We start from the raw sequence: 19,899 nt of genomic DNA, 5'->3' as shown, positions 1-19,899 counted from the left end.
ATGGGAGTTATAAAATTGAAAAATATCCGTACTTTTTCGTACCACGGGTGTTTAATTGAAGAAGGAAAAATTGGATCTGATTATACTGTTGATCTAAAAATTAAAACCAATTTACAGAAATCGGCCGAAACAGATCATCTTTTAGACACTGTTGACTACGTTCATTTGAACAAAATTGTGGCAGAAGAAATGGCAATTCGTTCGCATTTATTAGAACATGTAGCCAAAAGAATCAATATTCGAGTACTTGCAGAGATAGAAACGGTAGAAAAAACAACAGTTTGGGTTTCTAAAATTAATCCTCCTATTGGTGGTGATGTAGAATCAGTTACGATAAAAATGACGGAAATTAGAAAGTAATCATTGTAATTTTTTTAAAATAGTTTATTGGAAACTTTTGAAATTTAAAGATTTTAGTTACTTTTGCCAACCGTTCAAGTAATGGCGTCGTGGCCGAGCGGCTAGGCTGGGCTCTGCAAAAGCTCCTACTCCGGTTCGAATCCGGACGATGCCTCAAAAACCTTCAAAGCAATTTGAAGGTTTTTTTTATGTTTAATATTTAGATTTCATAAGTAAATCTGAAAGGTTTTAAAAACCTGTTGGGTTTGTTATTTTTTCCACAATATTGTCATTTCGACGAAGGAGAAATCTTCGCGAGAAGCTCTACAAAGTTTGATCAATTGCAACGGAGTCACTTGTGAAGATTTCTCCTTCGTCGAAATGACAAACTTGGTGTAAATACTTTGAACATAAAAAAATTTCAAAGTTTGAAACTTTGACAAAGTTCTATAGGACACTTATAAACACAAAAAAACCTCTGAAATTCAGAGGTTTAATTTTATATTTTAGAGTTATTAACAACTACTTCTTCTCTATTCTTTCAAAAGCGTTTTTAACCATTTCTTTCTCTTTTGGAAACCATCCTTGAGTTATTAACACTAATCCGAAAACCATTAAAACAACACTTATTCCTTTTTTGATTTTAAGAATGTTTGTTGGTGTCATTTTTGATTTTAATTGCTTGGCTAAAAGTATTTTAATACAATCAACCAATAAATAAGCAACGATTACAGAAGCAAAAAAAGTCATCATTCTTGATGTTTGCATTTGTAGTTTTGGACCAATTGAAATAATTACAGCCAACCAAAATCCTAAAACACCAATGTTGATAACGTTCAGTAAAAAGCCTTTTACGAATAAGCTTCCGTAATTTCTTTTAATAATATCACGGTCTATTTCTTCGTCGTTTATTTTTTCTCCTTTTTTTAATTTCACAAAAGAGATTATACCATAAGCCAGCATAATTATACCTCCAAAAATAAACAGTGCTGGTTTATCTTTTAGACTCGAAATCAATCTATAACTTCCTAAATAAGCAATTGCTATGAAAAAAATATCACCTAATACTACGCCACAGTCAAAAACTAATGCAGCTCTAAATCCTTTGGTAATACTGGTTTCTAATAGTATAAAAAATACCGGACCTACCATAAAGCTTAGAAAAAGTCCCCATGGCAGTCCAGCCAGAATATCATTTATCATCAAAATACGACTTGTTATTTTACTTCTTCGATTTTACCACCAAAAACTGTTTTCTGATTAATTTGTTTTGGTTTTCCATAAATGTAAATAGAGCCTCCTGCGCTTACTTTTGCATCGACAAGGGTCGAAGCATTAACATCTGCTTTTCCGCCCGCAGAAACGCTTACTTTGGTCTGAGAAGTGGCTAATTTACTTCCAAGGAAATATCCACCAGCTCCTAAACCTGCATCAAGGTTATCTGCTTTACCAGTTGCTGTGATTTCTCCACCAGAAACTGAACTTACTTTTAGTTTATCAACATTCAAATCTACATTAATTTTTCCACCTTCTTGTGCACTTACTTTAAACGAAGTCGCTTTTATTGTTTCTTTGCTTGTAACTGCCGCACCTTCATTAACATCAATCAACTCGATATGTTTATAATACAGTGTAACTTCCAGATCATTTCCTGATAAAAGTTTAGGAAAAGGCATTCTTATTTTTAAAATACCATTTTTATTAACAGCTTCTAATTCTGCTTCCCTTGCTCCTTTTACAACAAGTTTATTTTCAGATGACTGAACTAATTTTACACTTAATTTATCGTAAACTTTAACGGTATCAAAATCTCCTAACTCTTTGGTAACCTGACCAAAAGACAATTGTGCAAATAAAATTACCGCTCCTATAATTAACTTTTTCATACTTTTATTTTTAAATTAATACTTATTCTGCTCTTCTTAAGAAATGAAAATCCAATTGTTTTTTAACTAAATCTGCATTTTTTACTTTAACATAAATTTCGTCTCCTAACTGCAATAATCGGTTTGAAGTAGCCCCAACCAAAGCATATTGTCTTTCGTCGAAAGTATAGTAATCCTCTTTTATTTCTCTGATTCTTACCATTCCTTCACATTTGTTAGAAACGATTTCAACATAAATTCCCCATTCAGTAACACCAGAAATAACTCCCAAGAATTCTTCATCCTGATGATCCTGCATGTATTTAACCTGCATGTATTTTATACTATCTCGTTCAGCATTAGTCGCTAAACTTTCCATATTGGAACAATGTAAACATTTTGTTTCGTATTCTTCTTCATTTACAGAAGCTCCTCCATCTAAATAAAACTGCAACAAACGATGTACCATAACGTCTGGATAACGACGAATTGGCGATGTAAAATGACTGTAATAATCAAAAGCCAAACCGTAATGACCAATATTATCTGTAGAATATTTGGCTTTACTCATACTTCTAATGGCAAGAGTATCAATTAAGTTTTGCTCTTTTTTACCATTTACTTCTTCCATTAAGGCATTGATCGATTTTGAAATATCACCTTTCGACCTGAAATCTATTTTATAGCCAAACTTTGCAATTACTTGCTGCATCGCAATCAATTTGTCTTCATTTGGTTCATCGTGAATTCTGTAAACAAATGTTTTCTTTTGTTTTCCAATGTATTCAGCCACTTTTCTATTAGCCAAAAGCATGAATTCTTCAATCAAATGATTCGCATCTTTTGAAATCTTGAAATAAACACCTTCTGGTTCTCCTTCTTGATTCAGATTGAATTTCACTTCTACTTTATCAAAAGAAATAGCGCCTTGTTGCATTCTTTTCTTTCTTAAAATCTTCGCTAATTCATCTAATTTCAAAGTGGCTTCCACAATTTCATCTGAAACTACATAAGAGCTTCCTGTAATAGAAATATCAACAGGAATGGTATTGTCTTTCGTTTCGATGATATATTGCGCTTCTTCGTAAGCAAAACGCTGATCTGAATAAATTACAGTTCTTCCAAACCATTGGTTAATAACTTGTGCAGTTGGCGAAACTTCAAATACTGCAGAGAACGTATATTTTTCTTCATTTGGACGAAGCGAACAAGCAAAGTTAGACAATACTTCAGGAAGCATTGGCACTACTCTATCAACCAAATAAACCGAAGTAGCTCTTTGATACGCTTCATCATCCAAAATTGTTCCTTCTTCCAAATAATACGAAACATCGGCAATATGAATTCCGATTTCGAAGTTTCCATTCTCTAACTTTTTGAAAGACAAGGCATCATCAAAATCTTTTGCATCTTTTGGATCGATTGTAAAAGTCAACGTATCGCGCATATCACGACGTTTTGCAATCTCAGATTCCTGAATAGAAGTATCTAATTTTTGTGCATACACTTCAACTTCTACTGGGAAATCAGATGGCAAACCATATTCAGCTAAAATGGCATGAATTTCTGTATTGTGTTCTCCTGGTTTTCCTAAAACACGAATTACAGATCCAAACGGACTATCAGCTCTCTTTGGCCAATCTTCAATCTTAACCAACACTACATCTCCATTTTCTGCTTCACCAATTTTATCCTTTGGAATAAAAATATCGGTATACATTTTAGGATTTGCAGTCGAAACAAAAGCAAAGTTAGGTTGCATATCAAGTACACCAACAAACTCTGTTTTATCTCTTTCAATAACTTCAATTACCTCACCTTCAGGTCTTTTTCCTTTTCTTCTGTTATAAACGTAAACTTTTACTTTGTCTTTGTCTAATGCACGATTCAAATTATTGGTCGGAATAAAAACATCTTCTTCAAATTCATCACAAATAAAATATGCCGTTTTTCTGCTCGTCATATCTATCGTTCCTTCGTAATAATCCTGGCTGATTGCTTTAACTAAATATTTTCCAGGTTCTGTTTCTATAATTTTCTTTTGAGCAGCAAGAATTTTTAAATCTTTTATAATCTGATTTCTGCTATTTGTATCGTCTAATTCTAGCTTAGCTCCTATTTGTTTGTAATTGAAAGGTTTATTAGCATTTTGCGATAAAATCTTAAGTATTTTTCCAGAGAAGTCTTTCTCTTTTTTTATCGGCTTTCTAATTTTCTTACTCATATATCTTTTCTTATAAGGTTTAAAATTACAAATAAGATACCAAATAATACTTTTTAACAAATAGAATTATTAAAAATATAACTTTTCGTACATTTACAAAAAGACCTAAAATGGGAAGCTTTAAAACGATCGCCGTATTCAATTATCTGCACGAAACCGTAGTTCTCAAACACTTACTGGAACAGGAAGGAATTCCTTATTTTCTGGAAAACGAAATGACACTCTCTGTCATGCCGTTTTACTCCAATGCGCTCGGCGGAATCAAACTCAAAGTACATCCAAACGATTTCGAGCAAGTTCAGGCAATTCTGGACAATCTCAACAATCCTCTCAAAATCGTCTGAAACAAAAATTCAAAACAAACTCAAATCGAAGTAAAATTCAATTCAAAAGAAAATTTTTTCCTTTTCAACTTTTTTAGTTTTCAACATATATTAAATACAACAAAAAAGATTTTTAAAAATTTAAAAAAAATTTATGGTTATTATAGCTTGTTAATATGTCGAATAATTTTTTTTTTGAAGTCATTGAAATCTCGTTTTACTTATTTATTCTGAGTTATCAACATAGTTATTTTTAGTTAAAGGATTAATTTTTAAGACTTTTTATATTTTAATTAACAACGGTTGACAACCAAAAGTGAATTCATTTTGTAGATAAGTTGATATGTTGATAGTTGTTGAAAATGGTATTTTTGATATTGATAACTTTTCCAAAAATTCACGAAACTTTTCTTGCATATTTAATTCCGGTTTTGGATTAAGTATTTTTTCGAAACAACCAAAAAAAACTTCTAATTTTCTTTTCGAACTTATTAACATTTTCTGTTAACTTAAAGTTAATTGAATATCAACGAATTACGAACTCCTATTAACACCTCAAAATTTTAACAAATATTCTGAATATTATTTATTGATTATCAGATACTTATATAGTTATTAAAATTGTTGATAACCTTGTAAGATTTTGACAGTAAGATAGTTGTAAAAGGAAAGTTTTATGCCACGAATTACACCAATTTCTACAAATTACAATTTTAGGTTTTGAGAATGTTTAAAACTCTAGATTTAAAAAGAAATTAGTGAAAATTAGCGCAATTCGTAGCAAGCATTTATTAATTGAGTAAATTTGCATAACACAACTAAATAGTATTAAAAAATGAAAATTTCGATAGGAAACGATCACGCAGGTCCAGAATATAAAAAAGCAATTGTTGAAATGCTGAAAGCGAGAGGTTATGAAGTAACTAATTATGGTACAGACACAGATGCTTCTGTAGATTATCCAGATTTTGGACATCCAGTTGCGAATGACGTATCTGAAGGTAAAGCCGATTTTGGAATCGTAATCTGCGGAAGCGGTAACGGAATTGCAATGACTGTTAATAAACACCCGAAAGTAAGAGCTGGATTGTGCTGGACAAAAGAAATTGCGTATTTAACACGTTTGCACAACGATGCAAACATTGTGAGTATTCCAGCAAGGTTTACTTCTATTCATCAGGCTGTTGAAATCGTTGAAACTTTCTTGGATACTGCTTTTGAAGGTGGAAGACACCAAAACAGAGTGAATAAAATAGCTTGTTCTTAAAACTGTCAAAAAAATTCGGTGCTTCGCACCCTATAAGTAATAAACACACCGGGCGGATTTTTAATAATTCTTCCGGTTTTTTATTTTGTAAAATACTTTAATTCAGTTGTTTATATTGATTAAATTTAGGTTATTAACAATGTTAATATCTATATATTATGAGTTGATTTTAGATAAATAATGACAATTTGAACTAAAATAATATACAAGAACTTCATAATAAAGGTAGTTTTGGCTGTCTTATGTCTAAAGAAAAACATTCCTGTTAATAAGCCGACTGTTCCTCCAATAAAAGCAAGAATAAATAAAATACTTTCCTGAATTCGTCTTCCGCCTCTTTTTGCCTGAAATTTATCGTAGCCGGTAATGATGAACGTAAGACTGTTGATAAGTAAAAAATAAGGTAATAATACTTTCATAAGCTCTAATATTAAATAACATATTTTTCTGACATGTAAAATATAAGCATTATTTATATTAAAAGTATATTTTTGTCGAAAATTAACACGTCAATTATTATAGATTTAAAACTACATGAAAAAAATATTTTATCTGGCCTTTTTATCTTTTCATTTTTTAACTGCTCAGGAAAAATCAAAAATAATATACCGAAATGAGGTAGTAAACCTTACCAATAAAGGAAAGCTGGAAATAGAATCTTTTATTGAAGAACAAAGAGAAATAGCAAAAAGTAAAAATGTAGAGGAGTATTCTATAAATATTCCCTATGATAATTTTAGTGAAATCTCCAACATAAAAGGAGCTGCTATAAATCCAGTAACCAATAAGAAAACTAAATTATCACAATACGAAATTAGTACCAACGAACTCAAAAGCAGAGATATTTTCTATAGCGATAATAAATACAAACATTTTGATTTCAATTCTGTTGTAGATAAATCTAAAATAGAATATTCGTATAAGATAAAGCAAAATGAACCAAGATTACTTTCTTATTTTACTTTTCAACACGAATTACAGACCGTGGCATCAAAATTTGAAATTAGAGCAGATGCATCCATAGAAATTGGGTACAAACTTTTTGGAGAAAATCAGGACAAAATAACTTTTACTCAAACCAAAGAAGGAAATACCAATGTGTATACCTGGAATGCCGCAAATGTACCTGCATTTAAAGATGAAAACAGATCTTTAAACTATACGTATTTCTTGCCACATGTTGTGTATTACATAAAAAGCTATACTAAAGAGAATAAAAAAGAAGACATATTTCCAGATGTAAAACATCTTTACAAATGGTATTATTCTTTAGTAAAAGATGTTAATAAACTAGATCAAACTGCAATAAAGAATAAAACATTAGAATTAGTAAAAGACAAAACCAATTCAAAAGATAAAGCAAAAGAGATTTACAATTGGGTGCAGCAAAACATTCATTATGTTGCTTTTGAATATGAAATGGGAGGATTTATTCCGCGTGATGCAGCTTCAGTTTTTGACAAAAAATATGGAGATTGTAAAGACATTTCGAACTTATTAAACGAAATGTTTAAATACGCTGATATCGAGTCCAATCTGGTTTGGATTGGAACCAGAGATAAACCATACAGTTTTTCGGATGTTCCGACGCCATTGGTAAACAATCATATGATTACTGCCGTAAAAATTGACAAACAAAGATATTTTGTTGATGGAACAGATTCTTTTTGTCCATTTGGATTTCCGTCTGCCATGATTCAGGGGAAAGAGGGACTTATAGGAATATCAGAAGAGGAATTTATTATTGAAAAAGTTCCTGTTGTGGATGTAAAAGATAATAAGCTGAAAATCGATCTGAAAATAAAAATTGCAGATAATTCTGTTTTTGGTACTTCAAAAATCGAATTGTCAGGCTATGAAAAGAGTCGTTTTTTAAATGTTTTGGCAGCAAACAAACAAAAGGAAGAGGAGATCTTAAAAAATGGAATGGCTAGATTTAATGAAAAGCTAGAAATTGAAACAACAGATGTTAATAAACATGAATATGAAAACAAAGACGCAGCACTGTCTTATAATCTTAAACTTGACGGATGGGTTAAGAAAATAGGAGAAAAGATTGTAGTTAAACCTATTTTATTGGCACCTTTTAAAGAATATATTATTGATTTAAAAGAAAGAAAGCTACCTATTGAAAACGATACTAAGTTTATAAATGAGTTTAATTATGTGTACGAAGTACCTGAAAACTACCAACTTGATTTTATACCCGAAAACAGCAAAAAAGAGAACGAAGCATTGAGTTATGAAATTGCTTATAAAAAAGACAAAAGAAATTTATTAGTATCTCAGAAAATCATTTTAAAAAAATTACTAATTGAAACCAATGGCTTTGAGAGCTGGAATTCAGTAGTAAGCGAATTGACCCAACAATACAACCAATCTATAATCTTAACCAAAAAGTAATGAAAAAATTTGCCCTGATTTTAGTGTTTTTTTCTTTTTTAAAAACACAAGCACAAGAAATAAAAAGTTATACCTGGGATGCTGTTCCGTCTTTTAAAGCAATTCCCGAAGAATATAAAAAAATGCCTGCCGTTGTTTTGTTTGATAAAAGATGGGTTCATACCAGAATCAATACGAATACTTACGGATTTGCAAAATTTAAAATGGAGCATTTTGCAGTTAAAATCAATGAAGCTTCAGAAATCAACAAGTACAATAAAGTTACTGCAGACGATAATAATACAATTCGTGATACAAAGGATTTTCACGCAAGAGTTATTAAACCAAATGGCGATGTAAAAGTTTTATCAGAAAGCCAGATTGTAAATTCGGATGTTAAAAACGTTAAATCGATAGTTTTTGATGGAGTAGAGAAGGGCGATATTTTAGAATACTATTTTATTGTAAAAGAAAATCCGACCTCAAATGGAATTGAAATTTTTCAAAAAGAAGCACCGGTACTTCATGCAGAATTTACGTTAACAGATTCAGGATCTGCGGCTTCAAAATTATTCGCTTCACCTGAATTTACAGATAATCATATTAAAAATAAGATATTTTATACAGCAGATAATATTCAGCCAATTTTAAACGAGCGAAGTTCAAAGAAATTTAAGAATCTTGTTAAGGTTTTCTATTTAATTAGTTCAACATCTCAAGGAATGAGAGCCAAACAATGGGAACCATTTTACAAAGAATACGTAAAACAATTTAAACCTTACGCTTTTTCTGGAGGTGATGTTAAAAAATTACTTCAAAAATTAAATCTAAAAGATAAAAGTACAGATGAGCAATTAACAATTTTAGACGAATACATCAAAACACATTTTGAATCTTACTCTGAAGGAGAATCTATTTATAATGATGTAAAAATTGTTGATGGAACCGGAAAACTGAGTCACAAAGATTTTATTTGTATCTATAAATTATCATTGGATGCGTTGAAAATTCCGTATGAAATCATTGCAAATGAAGATCGTTTCATAGGCGAACTAGATGACGAAATGATGACATTTTTTGAGTTTACAGAGTTTAATTTTTACATTAGAGAAACCAATAAATTTATTTCTCCTAATGCAGGATATCTTCCTTATGGTAATTTAGGTAATGAATATCAGGATACAAAAGCAAAAGGATATGATGTAAAGAAAAAGCAAAATACCACTGTTTTTATTCCTATTATTGCATCAGATTTTACAAAAACAGATTCGGAATCTACAGTAAACCTGTCAGCTGATTTAACAAAGGTTACAATCGACAAAAAAATATCAAATACAGGTTTCACAGGACAAATTCTACGTTATTCGTATAAAGATTTATCTAATAACGAAGAAAAAAAGGATTTGACAGATTTTGTAAAAGAAGTGTCAATAGAAGATGTTGATGTTAAGCTGTTAGAGCATACAGTCGAAAATTTAGAATTTAAAAATAATTATACAAATGCACCGTTTATTATAAATTCAAAACTGGAATCAGTAGAATCGTTTACCGAAAAAGCTGGAAATTTATTGATGGTTAATTTAGGAAAAGTGATCGGAAACCAGTCAAATTTATATCAGGAAAATACAAGAAAAACGGATATTGATTTGAAGTGTGCAAAAGAATATCATCATACGATTGTTTTTAATATTCCAAAAGGATATCAGGTAGATCATTACAATGATTTAGTGATAGATAAAGAAATGAAGTATGATGAAAATAAAAAAAGTTCATTTAAATCGACTGTAAAAGTTGTTGGAAATCAAATAATTGTTACCGTTGATGAAAAATACAAATCAATAAATTATCCTAAAGATATTTATCAAGAATATAGAAAAGTTTATAACGCTTCGGCTGATTTTAGTAAAGCAAGTATCGTGTTAAAGCCCATAAAGAAAAAATAATGACTAATATTCAATTCATTGCCAAGTCTGTTCAGGCACCGGCAGTAAGTATTCAAAACACAGTAAAATTATTAGATGAAGATTGTACGATTCCGTTTATTTCGAGATATCGAAAAGACGCAACCGGAAATCTGGATGAAACTGTTATTGAGCAGATTGCAAAACTTCAAAAAGATTATGATACGTTGATAAAACGTAAAGAGTCCGTTTTAAAATCAATTGAAGAGCAAAAAGCGCTTACGCCAGAATTGAAGAAAAAGATTGAAGATAGTTTTGATTTACAAGAAATCGAAGATTTTTATCTTCCATACAAAAAGAAGAAAAAAACAAAAGCCGATGTAGCGCGTGAATTTGGTCTTGAACCTTTGGCAAAACTAATTATCTCTGAAAGTGATGCTGATATTGATTTCATTTCGACACAATATATTAATGAAAATGTTATCAACGAAGAAGCAGCCATTCAAGGTGCAAGAGATATCGTGGCCGAATGGATCAACGAAAATATTTATGTTCGTAAACAGCTTCGTAGATTGTTTCAACGAAAAGCAACTATTGCGACAAAAGTCGTTAAAAAGAAAGCGGAAGAAGAAGGAGCAAAAAAATTCGATCAGTATTTTGATTGGGAAGAACCGTTGACAAAAGCGCCTGCTCACCGTTTATTAGCGATGCTTCGTGCAGAAAATGAAGGTTTTATAAAAATGAAAATCGATGTTGATATCGACGATGCCTACGATGTAATTGACGAAATCATCATTAAAAAGCAAAATAATTCAACAGCGCATTTGCAATTAGCTATTGAAGACAGTTACAAACGTTTATTGAATCCAGCAATTGGAAACGAAACGTTGCAAGAGGCAAAAGCAAAAGCAGATGCCAATTCGATTCAGGTTTTTGCTAACAATTTAGGTCAGTTATTATTAGCTCCGCCGTTGGGAGAAAAACGTATTTTAGCAATCGATCCAGGATTTAGAAGCGGTTGTAAAGTAGTTTGTTTGGACGAAAAAGGTGATTTATTATACAACGAAACGATTTATCCTCACGCACCTCAAAACGAGGAAACTATGGCTATCAAGAAAATACGTTCGATGGTAAATGCGTATCAAATTGATGCGATTTCTATCGGAAATGGAACGGCTTCGCGTGAAACTGAATTTTTCATCAAAAAAATTGCGTTTGACAAACCAGTTCAGGTTTTTATTGTTTCTGAGGCTGGAGCTTCAGTATATTCAGCTTCAAAAATTGCTAGAGAAGAGTTTCCTAATTATGATGTAACAGTTCGTGGTTCGGTTTCTATCGGAAGACGACTTTCAGATCCTTTGGCCGAATTGGTAAAAATCGATCCGAAAGCGATTGGAGTAGGACAGTATCAACATGATGTGGACCAGACAAAATTAAAAGAGGAATTAGATAGTACGGTTATTCGTTGTGTAAACTCGGTTGGGATTAACATCAATACGGCGAGTAAACATTTATTAAGTTATGTGAGTGGAATCGGGGAGAAGTTGGCAGAAAACATTGTACAATATCGTTCTGAAAACGGACCTTTTGAAGATAGAAAGCAATTGAAAAAAGTGCCTCGTTTGGGAGATAAGGCTTATCAACAAGGAGCGGCATTTATTAGAATTACCAATGCTAAAAATCCGCTGGATAATTCGGCAGTGCATCCAGAGGCTTATCCAGTTGTGGAGAAGATGGCAAAAGATTTGAAAATTTCGGTAAACGAATTAATTGCAAACAAAGAGAAAACAGCGCTTATAAAGGCCGAAAACTATATTACACCCGAAATTGGTTTACTTACGTTAAAAGACATCATAAAAGAGCTTGAAAAACCTGGATTAGATCCAAGAAAGTCTGCGAAAGTATTTGAATTTGATGCGAACGTAAAATCAATCAAAGATTTGAAAACTGGAATGATATTACCAGGAATTGTTAATAACATCACCAACTTTGGTTGTTTTGTTGATATCGGAATCAAAGAAAGCGGATTGGTTCATATTTCGCAGTTAAAAGCTGGTTTTGTGAGCGACGTAAACGAAGTTGTTAAATTGCATCAGCATGTTGATGTAAAAGTGACAGAGGTTGATGAGGATAGAAAGAGAATTCAATTAACGATGGTTTTGTAGAAAATTCCAAAATAGTTAGATTATTAGATAAAAAAACTCCCAAATTACTTTTTGTAGTTTGGGAGTTTTCTATTTTAATATTATTTCAAAATCACTTTTTTGGTAATGCTTTTGAATTCATCATTGGATATTTTTACGAAATAAACGCCAGAAGCTTGATTGGCCAGATTTATCTCAGTATTTTCAGAAATTGTTTTTTGTTGATGAATGACACTTCCCAAAGGAGAAATTACTGAAATAGTTGATTGCTGAGGCGCTTTAATCGTGATTCGATCAGCGCTCGGATTTGGGAAAAGCGTAACAGTAGATTTTTCAATATCAAAATTTTCATTGGAGAGTGTAGCAGTTGGAGGCAGATAAAAATTACCAGTTAATAAAAAGGAGTATAAGGTTTTTAATGTTTGATGGAAATAGTTGTTGGGTTCATTGACATTTTTTAAATCCGTGTAAGAATCATCTAAATGCTTCTGATTTTCGCCTGCCATCGCGGCGCAGGCAAACGCACCAACAAACGTAGCATTATGCCACTGTCCGCTTACAGTTCCATTTTGGTTATAACCGTCTTTGATATTGGCAGTTCCACCAAGATTTACACGAACAAAATCAGATGATTTTTTGCAGTATGTTTTGGCATCAGCATTTCCGTACCATAAATAATCAACAGCGATTCTCCAGGGAGTTCTGGCCGCGTCATAAGTATACATTTTTCCGGCATTAGCATAACCTCCAGCTTGAGAAGAATAAGCTCCAGAAGCTTCGCACCAATCCGAAACCAATCCTCCAACAGCATTATTTTGTGTTAAATTGTTGTTGATAACGGTGTAAGCTTTAGCTGCAACCTGATTCCAGAATGCAGTATCGTTGGTAAAAGCTCCAAAAGCGCGGTAATAAGCAGGAGAGAAATAAGAGGGATTTGTTATCTGGCTTCCGCCGAATTGATCTCCAGGTTTTAAAACGTAAGTATTGGCTTCAACTTCATAATTTTTAATGGTAGTAATCAGAGCAGTTGCATCGTTTTTGTAATTGATACTTCCTGAACTTGACCATTGATAATCGGCAACAATAAGAGCAAAAGCAGCGTCGAGTTCTGCATCGGTTGCTCCGTTGTAACCAATAGTTCCAGAACAACCGCCGATTTTCCAGTTCATTACTTTGTTGCTGTTTACATTGTCTTTGTAATAGAGCCAAAAACCATCAAAAAGCGTTTTGTCTGCCATGTAAGCAGATAGTAACATTCCATAAGCAATTCCTTCTGAGACTGTTTCTGAAGAATTATCGAATTTTACGCGATATCTTCCGTTAGAGCAGGTTTCTACAAAATTGGCTTTCCAAGTATTGTAATTGTTTTGCGCATCCTGACTGCTTCTGGGGGTTGCTAAAAGTCCATTTCCGTAAACCTTGTTGGCGGGAAAAGGCTGTGTTTGTGATTGACTTTCAGCTGCAAGCAGAAAAGCCATCACGAAAAGTAAGTTTTTCATATGTAAAAATTTGGGACTCTAAAAGTAAGATTTTTTACATATAAAAAAAATCCCAAACTACAATTTGTAATTTGGGATTTAATAAGTTTTTCGAATTTCTTATTTAGTTTCTTCTTCTTGTTTTTTAGAAGCAGCAGGTTGATCGTCTTTAGCAGCGTTTTTAAATTCCTTAATTCCGCTTCCTAAACCTTTCATTAATTCTGGAATTTTTTTACCTCCAAAAAGTAAAATCACAATACCTACTATAACAAGGATTTCTGTAAGACCTAATCTTCCCATGACTATTATATTTAATGCCGAAGCAAATTGTTTTCTTAATTATTCCGCAAAGGTATATAGAAATATACGAAATAAAAGTATTTTTAGTTTAAAATATTTGTAGAAGACTGCGTTAAATATTTTATAAAATAGTAAATTATAGCACTTCATAGAAATTTTCGGATCATTATCGTGATGATTAATTACTATATTTGCTAGCATAAAGAAGTAAAATGAGTAAAAAAAAGAAAAAGAATTTAAGGAAAAAATTATTCATAAAAAACCGTCTGATAATTTTAAATGAAGATACTTTTGAAGAAATTTTTTCTTTTAGACTTACTTTAATGAACGTCTTCGTAACGTTTACTTTAGGCGGAATATTTTTAATTTTGGTTACTACTTTCATAATTGCTTTTACACCGCTTCGCGAATTTATTCCGGGATATTCTTCAACAGAGTTAAAAAGAAATGCAACCAAACTGGCAATAAAATCAGATTCTTTAGAAACGGCTTTAAGACAAAACGAAGCCTATATTAAAGGAATCCAAAAAGTTTTGAAGGGAGAAGTTGAATATTCAAAATTTAATAAAGATTCTATTTTAGCAGAAACAGTCGAAAATCCGTCAGACTTAAATATGAAAGCTTCTGAAGCTGAAATAAAATTAAGAGAAGATGTGTCCAAAACCGAAAAGGAACTGCAGACAAAAGCTCAAGACAAAAAGAAAAGTGACAAAAAATAATACCACTGAAAATGTCAATTAAGTCAATTGCGGCAAAACTATTTGCCAGAAAAATATATAAACAAACCCTTAGATGGGCTGAAAAACCAGTCGAAATTCAGCAAAAGGTATTTAAAAGTCTAATAAACGAGGCACAAAACACTGAATTTGGAAAAGATCACCATTTCGGTCAGATAAAAACTTTTGAAGATTTTCAGAAACAAGTTCCTATAAGAGATTACGAAGATTTAAAATCGTATGTTGAAAAGGTTGTAAAAGGCGAAGCCGATATTCTTTGGAAAGGAAAACCATTGTATTTTGCTAAAACTTCGGGAACAACTTCGGGGGCAAAATATATTCCGCTGACGAAAGAATCGATGCCTTATCATATAGAAGCAGCTCGAAACGCCATTCTACATTATATTCACGAAACAGGAAAAGCAGATTTTGTTGACGGAAAAATGATCTTTTTACAAGGAAGTCCTATTCTGACTGAAAAATACGGAATTAAATTCGGCCGACTTTCCGGAATTGTAGCGCATTTTGTTCCTAAATATCTTCAGAAAAACAGAATGCCATCTTGGGAAACCAATTGTATTGAAGATTGGGAAACCAAAGTAGATACCATTGTCGATGAAACGATAAAAGAAGATATGTCTGTTATTTCCGGGATTCCGTCTTGGGTTCAGATGTATTTTGAGCGTTTACAGCAAAAAAGTGGCGGAAAAAAGATTAGCGAAATCTTCAAAAACTTTAATTTGTTTATTTACGGAGGAGTTAATTACGAACCGTATCGTGCTAAATTCGAACAGATGATTGGCAAAAAAGTAGACAGTATTGAATTGTTTCCAGCTTCTGAAGGATTTTTTGCTTATCAGGATTCGCAGAAAGAAAAAGGAATGCTGTTGTTATTGAATTCAGGTATTTTCTATGAATTTATAAAAACCGATGAATTCTTTAACGAAAACCCAAAAGTATATACCATTGGCGAAGTTGAGGTAGGAGTAAACTATGTTTTGATTATTTCGACCAATGCAGGACTTTGGCGTTATAATATTGGAGATACCGTTCAGTTTACCTCTTTGGCGCCATATCGTGTGATAGTTTCCGGACGTATTAAACATTATATCTCAGCTTTTGGAGAACATGTAATAGCAAATGAAGTTGAAAACGCAATGAAAGAAGCCGTTGCATCAACCCATATTGTGATTAACGAATTTACAGTTGCACCGCAGATAAATCCGTCAAGCGGGCTTCCATATCATGAATGGCTTGTTGAATTTGAACAAGAGCCCGAAAACATGGAAGTTTTTGCCGAAATGATTGATAATTCAATGCGAAAGCAAAACATTTATTACGACGATTTAATTACTGGAAATGTTTTAAGAAAGCTCGTAATCACGAAAGTTTCAAAAAACGGATTCCAGGATTATATGAAATCGCAAGGAAAATTGGGTGGTCAGAATAAAATTCCGAGATTATCAAATGATAGAGATATTGCGGATAATCTTACAAAATAAAATAATATTTCCAAGATTAATCAGTTACTTATTCATGTGAATTAGTAAATGAAAATTAAATGAGTCAAGGAAAGTTTCAAAATAAATACCGTATTTCTTCAATAAGAGCGCAATGGTGGGATTATGGCTGGAACGGAGCATATTTTATTACAATTTGTACACAAGATAGAAAACATTATTTTGGAAAAATTCAGAATAATAAAATGATTTTATCAGAAGTTGGCATTATTGCCGATTTATTATGGCATCAAATTCCCATTCACCATAATAATGTTGAATTGGGCGATTTTGTGGTGATGCCAAATCATATTCACGGAATTTTGATTATTGATAAAAAAATGAATAATATAAATGATGTGGATGATGCGAATATTGTAGAGACAGGGCATGCCCTGCCTCTATCGGAAAAACCAGGATCGCAACGATTTCAAAATATTGGAAAAAACACCATTTCGTCTATTGTTGGGGCCTATAAATCTGCAGTAACGAAACACGCCAATAGATTAGGATATCCACATCAATGGCAAAAATTATATTATGATAATATCATTAGAAGCAATAATGATTATCAAAGAATTTCTGATTATATTGTTTCAAATCCGGAAAATTGGGCAAAGGATAAATTTAAGGGAGAAGATGGTAAATCCTAATTTGAAATAAACGTTATAATTAAATCACATTTTTAGTTTTCAATTGAAATAATATTAATATTTCCTACTTTCGTTTACAGAATACACGAATCATCTTCTCTTGCAGAAGATTTTTAAAATAAAAAGACATGAAAGAAACCAAACATATATCAAGATCAAGAGCGCAGGAATCTTCTGCAGCGATAGAAAAAATGTACATTACAATGCGTCATTTATTCAACCGTGGTTTTTACAAACCAATGGGAGTTTCTGGCGATAGTTTAAGAGAATCATTATTAGCGTTACGTCCCGAAATTTACGGAAATATCGCAGAAGAAAAAGTTGAATTGAACGGACTTTTATACGTTATTGAGCGTCTTCCAATCGGAATTGAACAATGTCGTTTTATCAATTTAACTTCAGACGAAGGTTATTCTAAATCGCATTTCCAACCGATTGTTCCTCCAAAAAGAAGAAGAAATTGCTACAGAATCGACGAAGAACAAATGAACGTAGAAATCACACGTGGACGTTCTGACATTTATGATATTCTAACGCATTTGACTTTTATTTTCATTGAATCTCATAAAATTAAAAACAGAGTTCTAATCGATGACGGCGGAGAAGTTTCTCGTGATTGGCAGAAATTGGAACAAGCGGTAATGCAGACTAAAAAGCTTTCCCAAGTTGAAAAAGAAAAAGCTATTTCGCATGTTGCTAATATTTTAGCCAGAACTTTCGAAGAAGTTTTAGATATTTACGACGCTTTTGGTTCAGAAAATGCACCAGACCGTTTCTTGCACGTCATTTATTGGTTAGGAAAATTAGCGATTGAGGAAATTGTTGAAAACAACAAACGTACAATTACTTTTAGTCCTGTTTTGCGTGAACGTCTTGGACATCACATTCACGGGGAAATCTGGGCAACAAACATAAAAGAAGTTCTAAAGGAAAATGATTTGTTGAAAAGACCAATTCACGTTATTAGTGCCAACATGCATAGTGTCATGAATTCGATTTTTGCAACGCCTTTGTTAAAAACTAAATTTAAAGGAAAAACAGATTTCTTTATTTATGAAGAATTAAGCAGTTCAGGTTCAAAAGAAATTAGAACTCAGGTTGAAGAATTGGCATTTAAGAACGGAATGATTTCTTTACCAGATTGTTCTGGAACAAACATCGATGTTCAGATTTTTGATACTGCTCAAATTGACTGGTCAAAAACAGCATTTTCACATGCCAATGTAGGTGAAGAAAAACCAGTCATCATTGTAATGGATTATGCTTTTGGAGAACAAGCTTATGAAACAATTGATGAGCTTTTAAAACCATTCAAAAAAGAGACTTTACTAAATGTAAAATCGGTTTCGATTATGGGTAAAGCTGGAATTCTGGAAGGTGGAAAAGGAGATATCATGATTCCAACGGCTCATATCAACGAAGGAACGGCTGATAATTATTTCTTCGAAAATGAACTTACAGGCTCCATGTTTGAAGGAAATGATATTGATATTTATGAAGGAGCAATGGTTACCGTTTTAGGAACTTCATTACAAAACAGAGATTTGTTGAAATTCTTCCACGAATCAACCTGGGGAGTAATCGGACTTGAAATGGAAGGTTCTTATTACCAAAAAGCAATTCAATCGGCATCAAAAATTAGAAAAAGTGTGCCACAGGATATTAAGGTTCGTTATGCTTATTATGCTTCAGATAATCCGTTGGAAACAGGAAGTACTTTGGCTTCAGGCGGATTGGGAACAACAGGTGTAAAACCAACTTATTTGATTACAATTAAAATTTTAGAACAAATTTTCAATATAAAATAGAATTTTAGATGAGTACAAAAGTACCACAGGATCATTCGGATCAAGAGATTGATATTTTTCAACTTTCAAAAAGTATTGGTGGTTTTTTCGACCGTATAAATGCACTAATTTTTCGATCAATTCAGTTTTTTGTTAGAAACTGGATTATCGTTTTAATTTTAATAATTCTCGGATTTGGATTAGGATGGTATTTAGATTCAAATAAAAAAACATTTGAAAACCAGGTTATTGTTACACCAAATTTTGGAAGTGTAGATTATCTATATTCTAAAATCGATTTAATAAAATCTAAAATTGTTGTTGGAGATACTGTTTTCTTAAAGAATGTTGTTGGACTCAAACATCCAAAAACAATCAAAAGAATTGAAGTAAAACCAATTGCAGATGTTTATAAATTTATTGAAGACAAAGAGCAGAATTTTGAGCTAATCAAATTAATGGCTGAGGTTGGTGAAGTTAAGAAGGTTTTAGAAGATAATGTAACAAGTAAAAATTATACTTTCCATACTATTTCATTTGTATCAAACAAAATTACAGACGATAAAGATATTGTAGAACCATTACTGAAATACTTAAACAGCTCTGAATATTTTAATGCGCTTCAAAAAATTGGTTATAAAAATCTAGAGGAGCAGATTGTTCAGAATGATACTATTATAGCTCAGATTAATAATGTTTTAAACAATTTTTCTAGCACTGCAAAAAACGGATCTAAAAATGATAAACTGGTATATTATAACGAAAACACCCAGTTGAATGACATTATTAAAACAAAACAGTATTTGATAACTGATCAAGGGAAAAACAGGTTGAAATTGGTGAATTATGATAAAGCGATTAAAGAAATCAATGCCACTTTAAACATCAATAACACTAAAATTACAAATGGGATTTTTAAAATTATATTCCCAGTATTTTTTCTTATAATTTTTGTTCTAATTCATTTATTCAGAAAGTTTTATCGTAAACAACTTTTGAAATCGCAGGTTAAATAACACTC

At 32.0% G+C, this 19,899-nt stretch carries 17 protein-coding genes and 1 tRNA gene; 12 read left to right on the top strand and 6 right to left on the bottom strand.

The window, feature by feature from the left end; all coding sequences use genetic code 11:
- On the top strand, positions 1–360 hold the full coding sequence (gene folB / locus NQQ59_RS18085) for a dihydroneopterin aldolase (RefSeq protein WP_095930566.1): 360 nt from the start codon (positions 1–3) through the stop codon (positions 358–360).
- 83 nt (positions 361–443) lie between these two features.
- Positions 444–514, top strand: a tRNA-Cys gene (locus NQQ59_RS18080).
- Positions 515–861: 347 nt separating this feature from the next.
- On the opposite strand, the gene NQQ59_RS18075 is transcribed toward NQQ59_RS18080, so the two are convergent.
- From NQQ59_RS18075 to rnr, 3 genes are read right to left on the bottom strand one after another with little or no spacing between them, the layout of a single operon-like run.
- Positions 862–1,542: a LysE family translocator gene (locus tag NQQ59_RS18075; RefSeq protein WP_144216416.1), complete on the bottom strand. Its 681-nt coding sequence runs from the start codon at positions 1,540–1,542 to the stop codon at positions 862–864.
- 14 nt (positions 1,543–1,556) lie between these two features.
- Complete coding sequence (locus tag NQQ59_RS18070) at positions 1,557–2,225, bottom strand: head GIN domain-containing protein (protein WP_144216414.1); 669 nt, start codon at positions 2,223–2,225, stop codon at positions 1,557–1,559.
- A gap of 22 nt (positions 2,226–2,247) precedes the next feature.
- Positions 2,248–4,428, bottom strand: coding sequence for a ribonuclease R (gene rnr / locus NQQ59_RS18065; protein WP_144216412.1), 2,181 nt, complete (start codon positions 4,426–4,428; stop codon positions 2,248–2,250).
- A gap of 110 nt (positions 4,429–4,538) precedes the next feature.
- Between rnr and NQQ59_RS18060 the strand changes: the two genes are divergently transcribed.
- Both NQQ59_RS18060 and rpiB read left to right on the top strand, forming a co-directional pair.
- Positions 4,539–4,772: a putative signal transducing protein gene (locus tag NQQ59_RS18060; RefSeq protein WP_144216410.1), complete on the top strand. Its 234-nt coding sequence runs from the start codon at positions 4,539–4,541 to the stop codon at positions 4,770–4,772.
- Between the two features lie 814 nt (positions 4,773–5,586).
- Positions 5,587–6,018 carry a ribose 5-phosphate isomerase B gene (gene rpiB / locus NQQ59_RS18055; protein ID WP_091129181.1) on the top strand — a complete coding sequence of 144 codons (432 nt, stop codon included), beginning with the start codon at positions 5,587–5,589 and terminating at the stop codon, positions 6,016–6,018.
- A 149-nt stretch (positions 6,019–6,167) separates the two neighbouring features.
- On the opposite strand, the gene NQQ59_RS18050 is transcribed toward rpiB, so the two are convergent.
- The gene (locus NQQ59_RS18050) at positions 6,168–6,437 is read right to left on the bottom strand and encodes a DUF1294 domain-containing protein (protein ID WP_144216408.1); all 270 of its coding nucleotides are present in this window, start codon (positions 6,435–6,437) and stop codon (positions 6,168–6,170) included.
- A 115-nt stretch (positions 6,438–6,552) separates the two neighbouring features.
- Between NQQ59_RS18050 and NQQ59_RS18045 the strand changes: the two genes are divergently transcribed.
- Genes NQQ59_RS18045 through NQQ59_RS18035 form a run of 3 tightly spaced genes read left to right on the top strand, consistent with a single transcriptional unit; the run spans position 6,553 to position 12,466 of the window.
- Positions 6,553–8,421: a DUF3857 domain-containing protein gene (locus NQQ59_RS18045; protein ID WP_144216406.1), complete on the top strand. Its 1,869-nt coding sequence runs from the start codon at positions 6,553–6,555 to the stop codon at positions 8,419–8,421.
- On the top strand, positions 8,421–10,343 hold the full coding sequence (locus NQQ59_RS18040; RefSeq protein WP_144216404.1) for a DUF3857 domain-containing protein: 1,923 nt from the start codon (positions 8,421–8,423) through the stop codon (positions 10,341–10,343). The genes NQQ59_RS18045 and NQQ59_RS18040 overlap by 1 nt, the downstream gene beginning before the upstream one ends.
- The gene (locus tag NQQ59_RS18035; RefSeq protein ID WP_144216402.1) at positions 10,343–12,466 is read left to right on the top strand and encodes a Tex family protein; all 2,124 of its coding nucleotides are present in this window, start codon (positions 10,343–10,345) and stop codon (positions 12,464–12,466) included. The genes NQQ59_RS18040 and NQQ59_RS18035 overlap by 1 nt, the downstream gene beginning before the upstream one ends.
- Before the next feature lie 80 nt (positions 12,467–12,546).
- Here the strand turns inward: NQQ59_RS18035 and NQQ59_RS18030 are convergent, their stop codons facing one another.
- Complete coding sequence (locus tag NQQ59_RS18030) at positions 12,547–13,944, bottom strand: glycosyl hydrolase family 8 (protein ID WP_144216400.1); 1,398 nt, start codon at positions 13,942–13,944, stop codon at positions 12,547–12,549.
- 99 nt (positions 13,945–14,043) lie between these two features.
- A complete protein-coding gene (locus NQQ59_RS18025) occupies positions 14,044–14,223 on the bottom strand; it encodes a Sec-independent protein translocase subunit TatA/TatB (RefSeq protein ID WP_008465789.1) in 180 nt (59 codons plus the stop codon).
- 212 nt (positions 14,224–14,435) lie between these two features.
- On the opposite strand from NQQ59_RS18025, the gene NQQ59_RS18020 reads away from it, so the two are divergent.
- The 5 genes from NQQ59_RS18020 to NQQ59_RS18000 all read left to right on the top strand — a co-directional run bounded on the left by NQQ59_RS18020 (position 14,436) and on the right by NQQ59_RS18000 (position 19,894).
- Positions 14,436–14,942, top strand: a complete 507-nt coding sequence (locus NQQ59_RS18020; protein ID WP_144216398.1) for a peptidase — start codon at positions 14,436–14,438, stop codon at positions 14,940–14,942.
- An 11-nt stretch (positions 14,943–14,953) separates the two neighbouring features.
- Positions 14,954–16,441 carry a GH3 auxin-responsive promoter family protein gene (locus NQQ59_RS18015; RefSeq protein WP_144216396.1) on the top strand — a complete coding sequence of 496 codons (1,488 nt, stop codon included), beginning with the start codon at positions 14,954–14,956 and terminating at the stop codon, positions 16,439–16,441.
- Between the two features lie 59 nt (positions 16,442–16,500).
- A complete protein-coding gene (locus tag NQQ59_RS18010) occupies positions 16,501–17,091 on the top strand; it encodes a transposase (protein ID WP_144216394.1) in 591 nt (196 codons plus the stop codon).
- A gap of 128 nt (positions 17,092–17,219) precedes the next feature.
- Positions 17,220–18,899 carry a DUF6909 family protein gene (locus NQQ59_RS18005; protein WP_144216392.1) on the top strand — a complete coding sequence of 560 codons (1,680 nt, stop codon included), beginning with the start codon at positions 17,220–17,222 and terminating at the stop codon, positions 18,897–18,899.
- Between the two features lie 8 nt (positions 18,900–18,907).
- Positions 18,908–19,894 (top strand): hypothetical protein, encoded by a 987-nt coding sequence (locus NQQ59_RS18000; protein ID WP_144216390.1) that lies wholly within the window; start codon positions 18,908–18,910, stop codon positions 19,892–19,894.
- The last annotated feature ends 5 nt before the right edge of the window (positions 19,895–19,899 follow it).

This window comes from Flavobacterium panacis, assembly GCF_024649945.1.
In the GTDB taxonomy this organism is placed as follows: Bacteria; Bacteroidota; Bacteroidia; order Flavobacteriales; family Flavobacteriaceae; genus Flavobacterium; species Flavobacterium panacis.
Note: the sequence above shows the minus strand (reverse complement) of the source record. Positions and strands in the feature narration are given on the sequence as shown.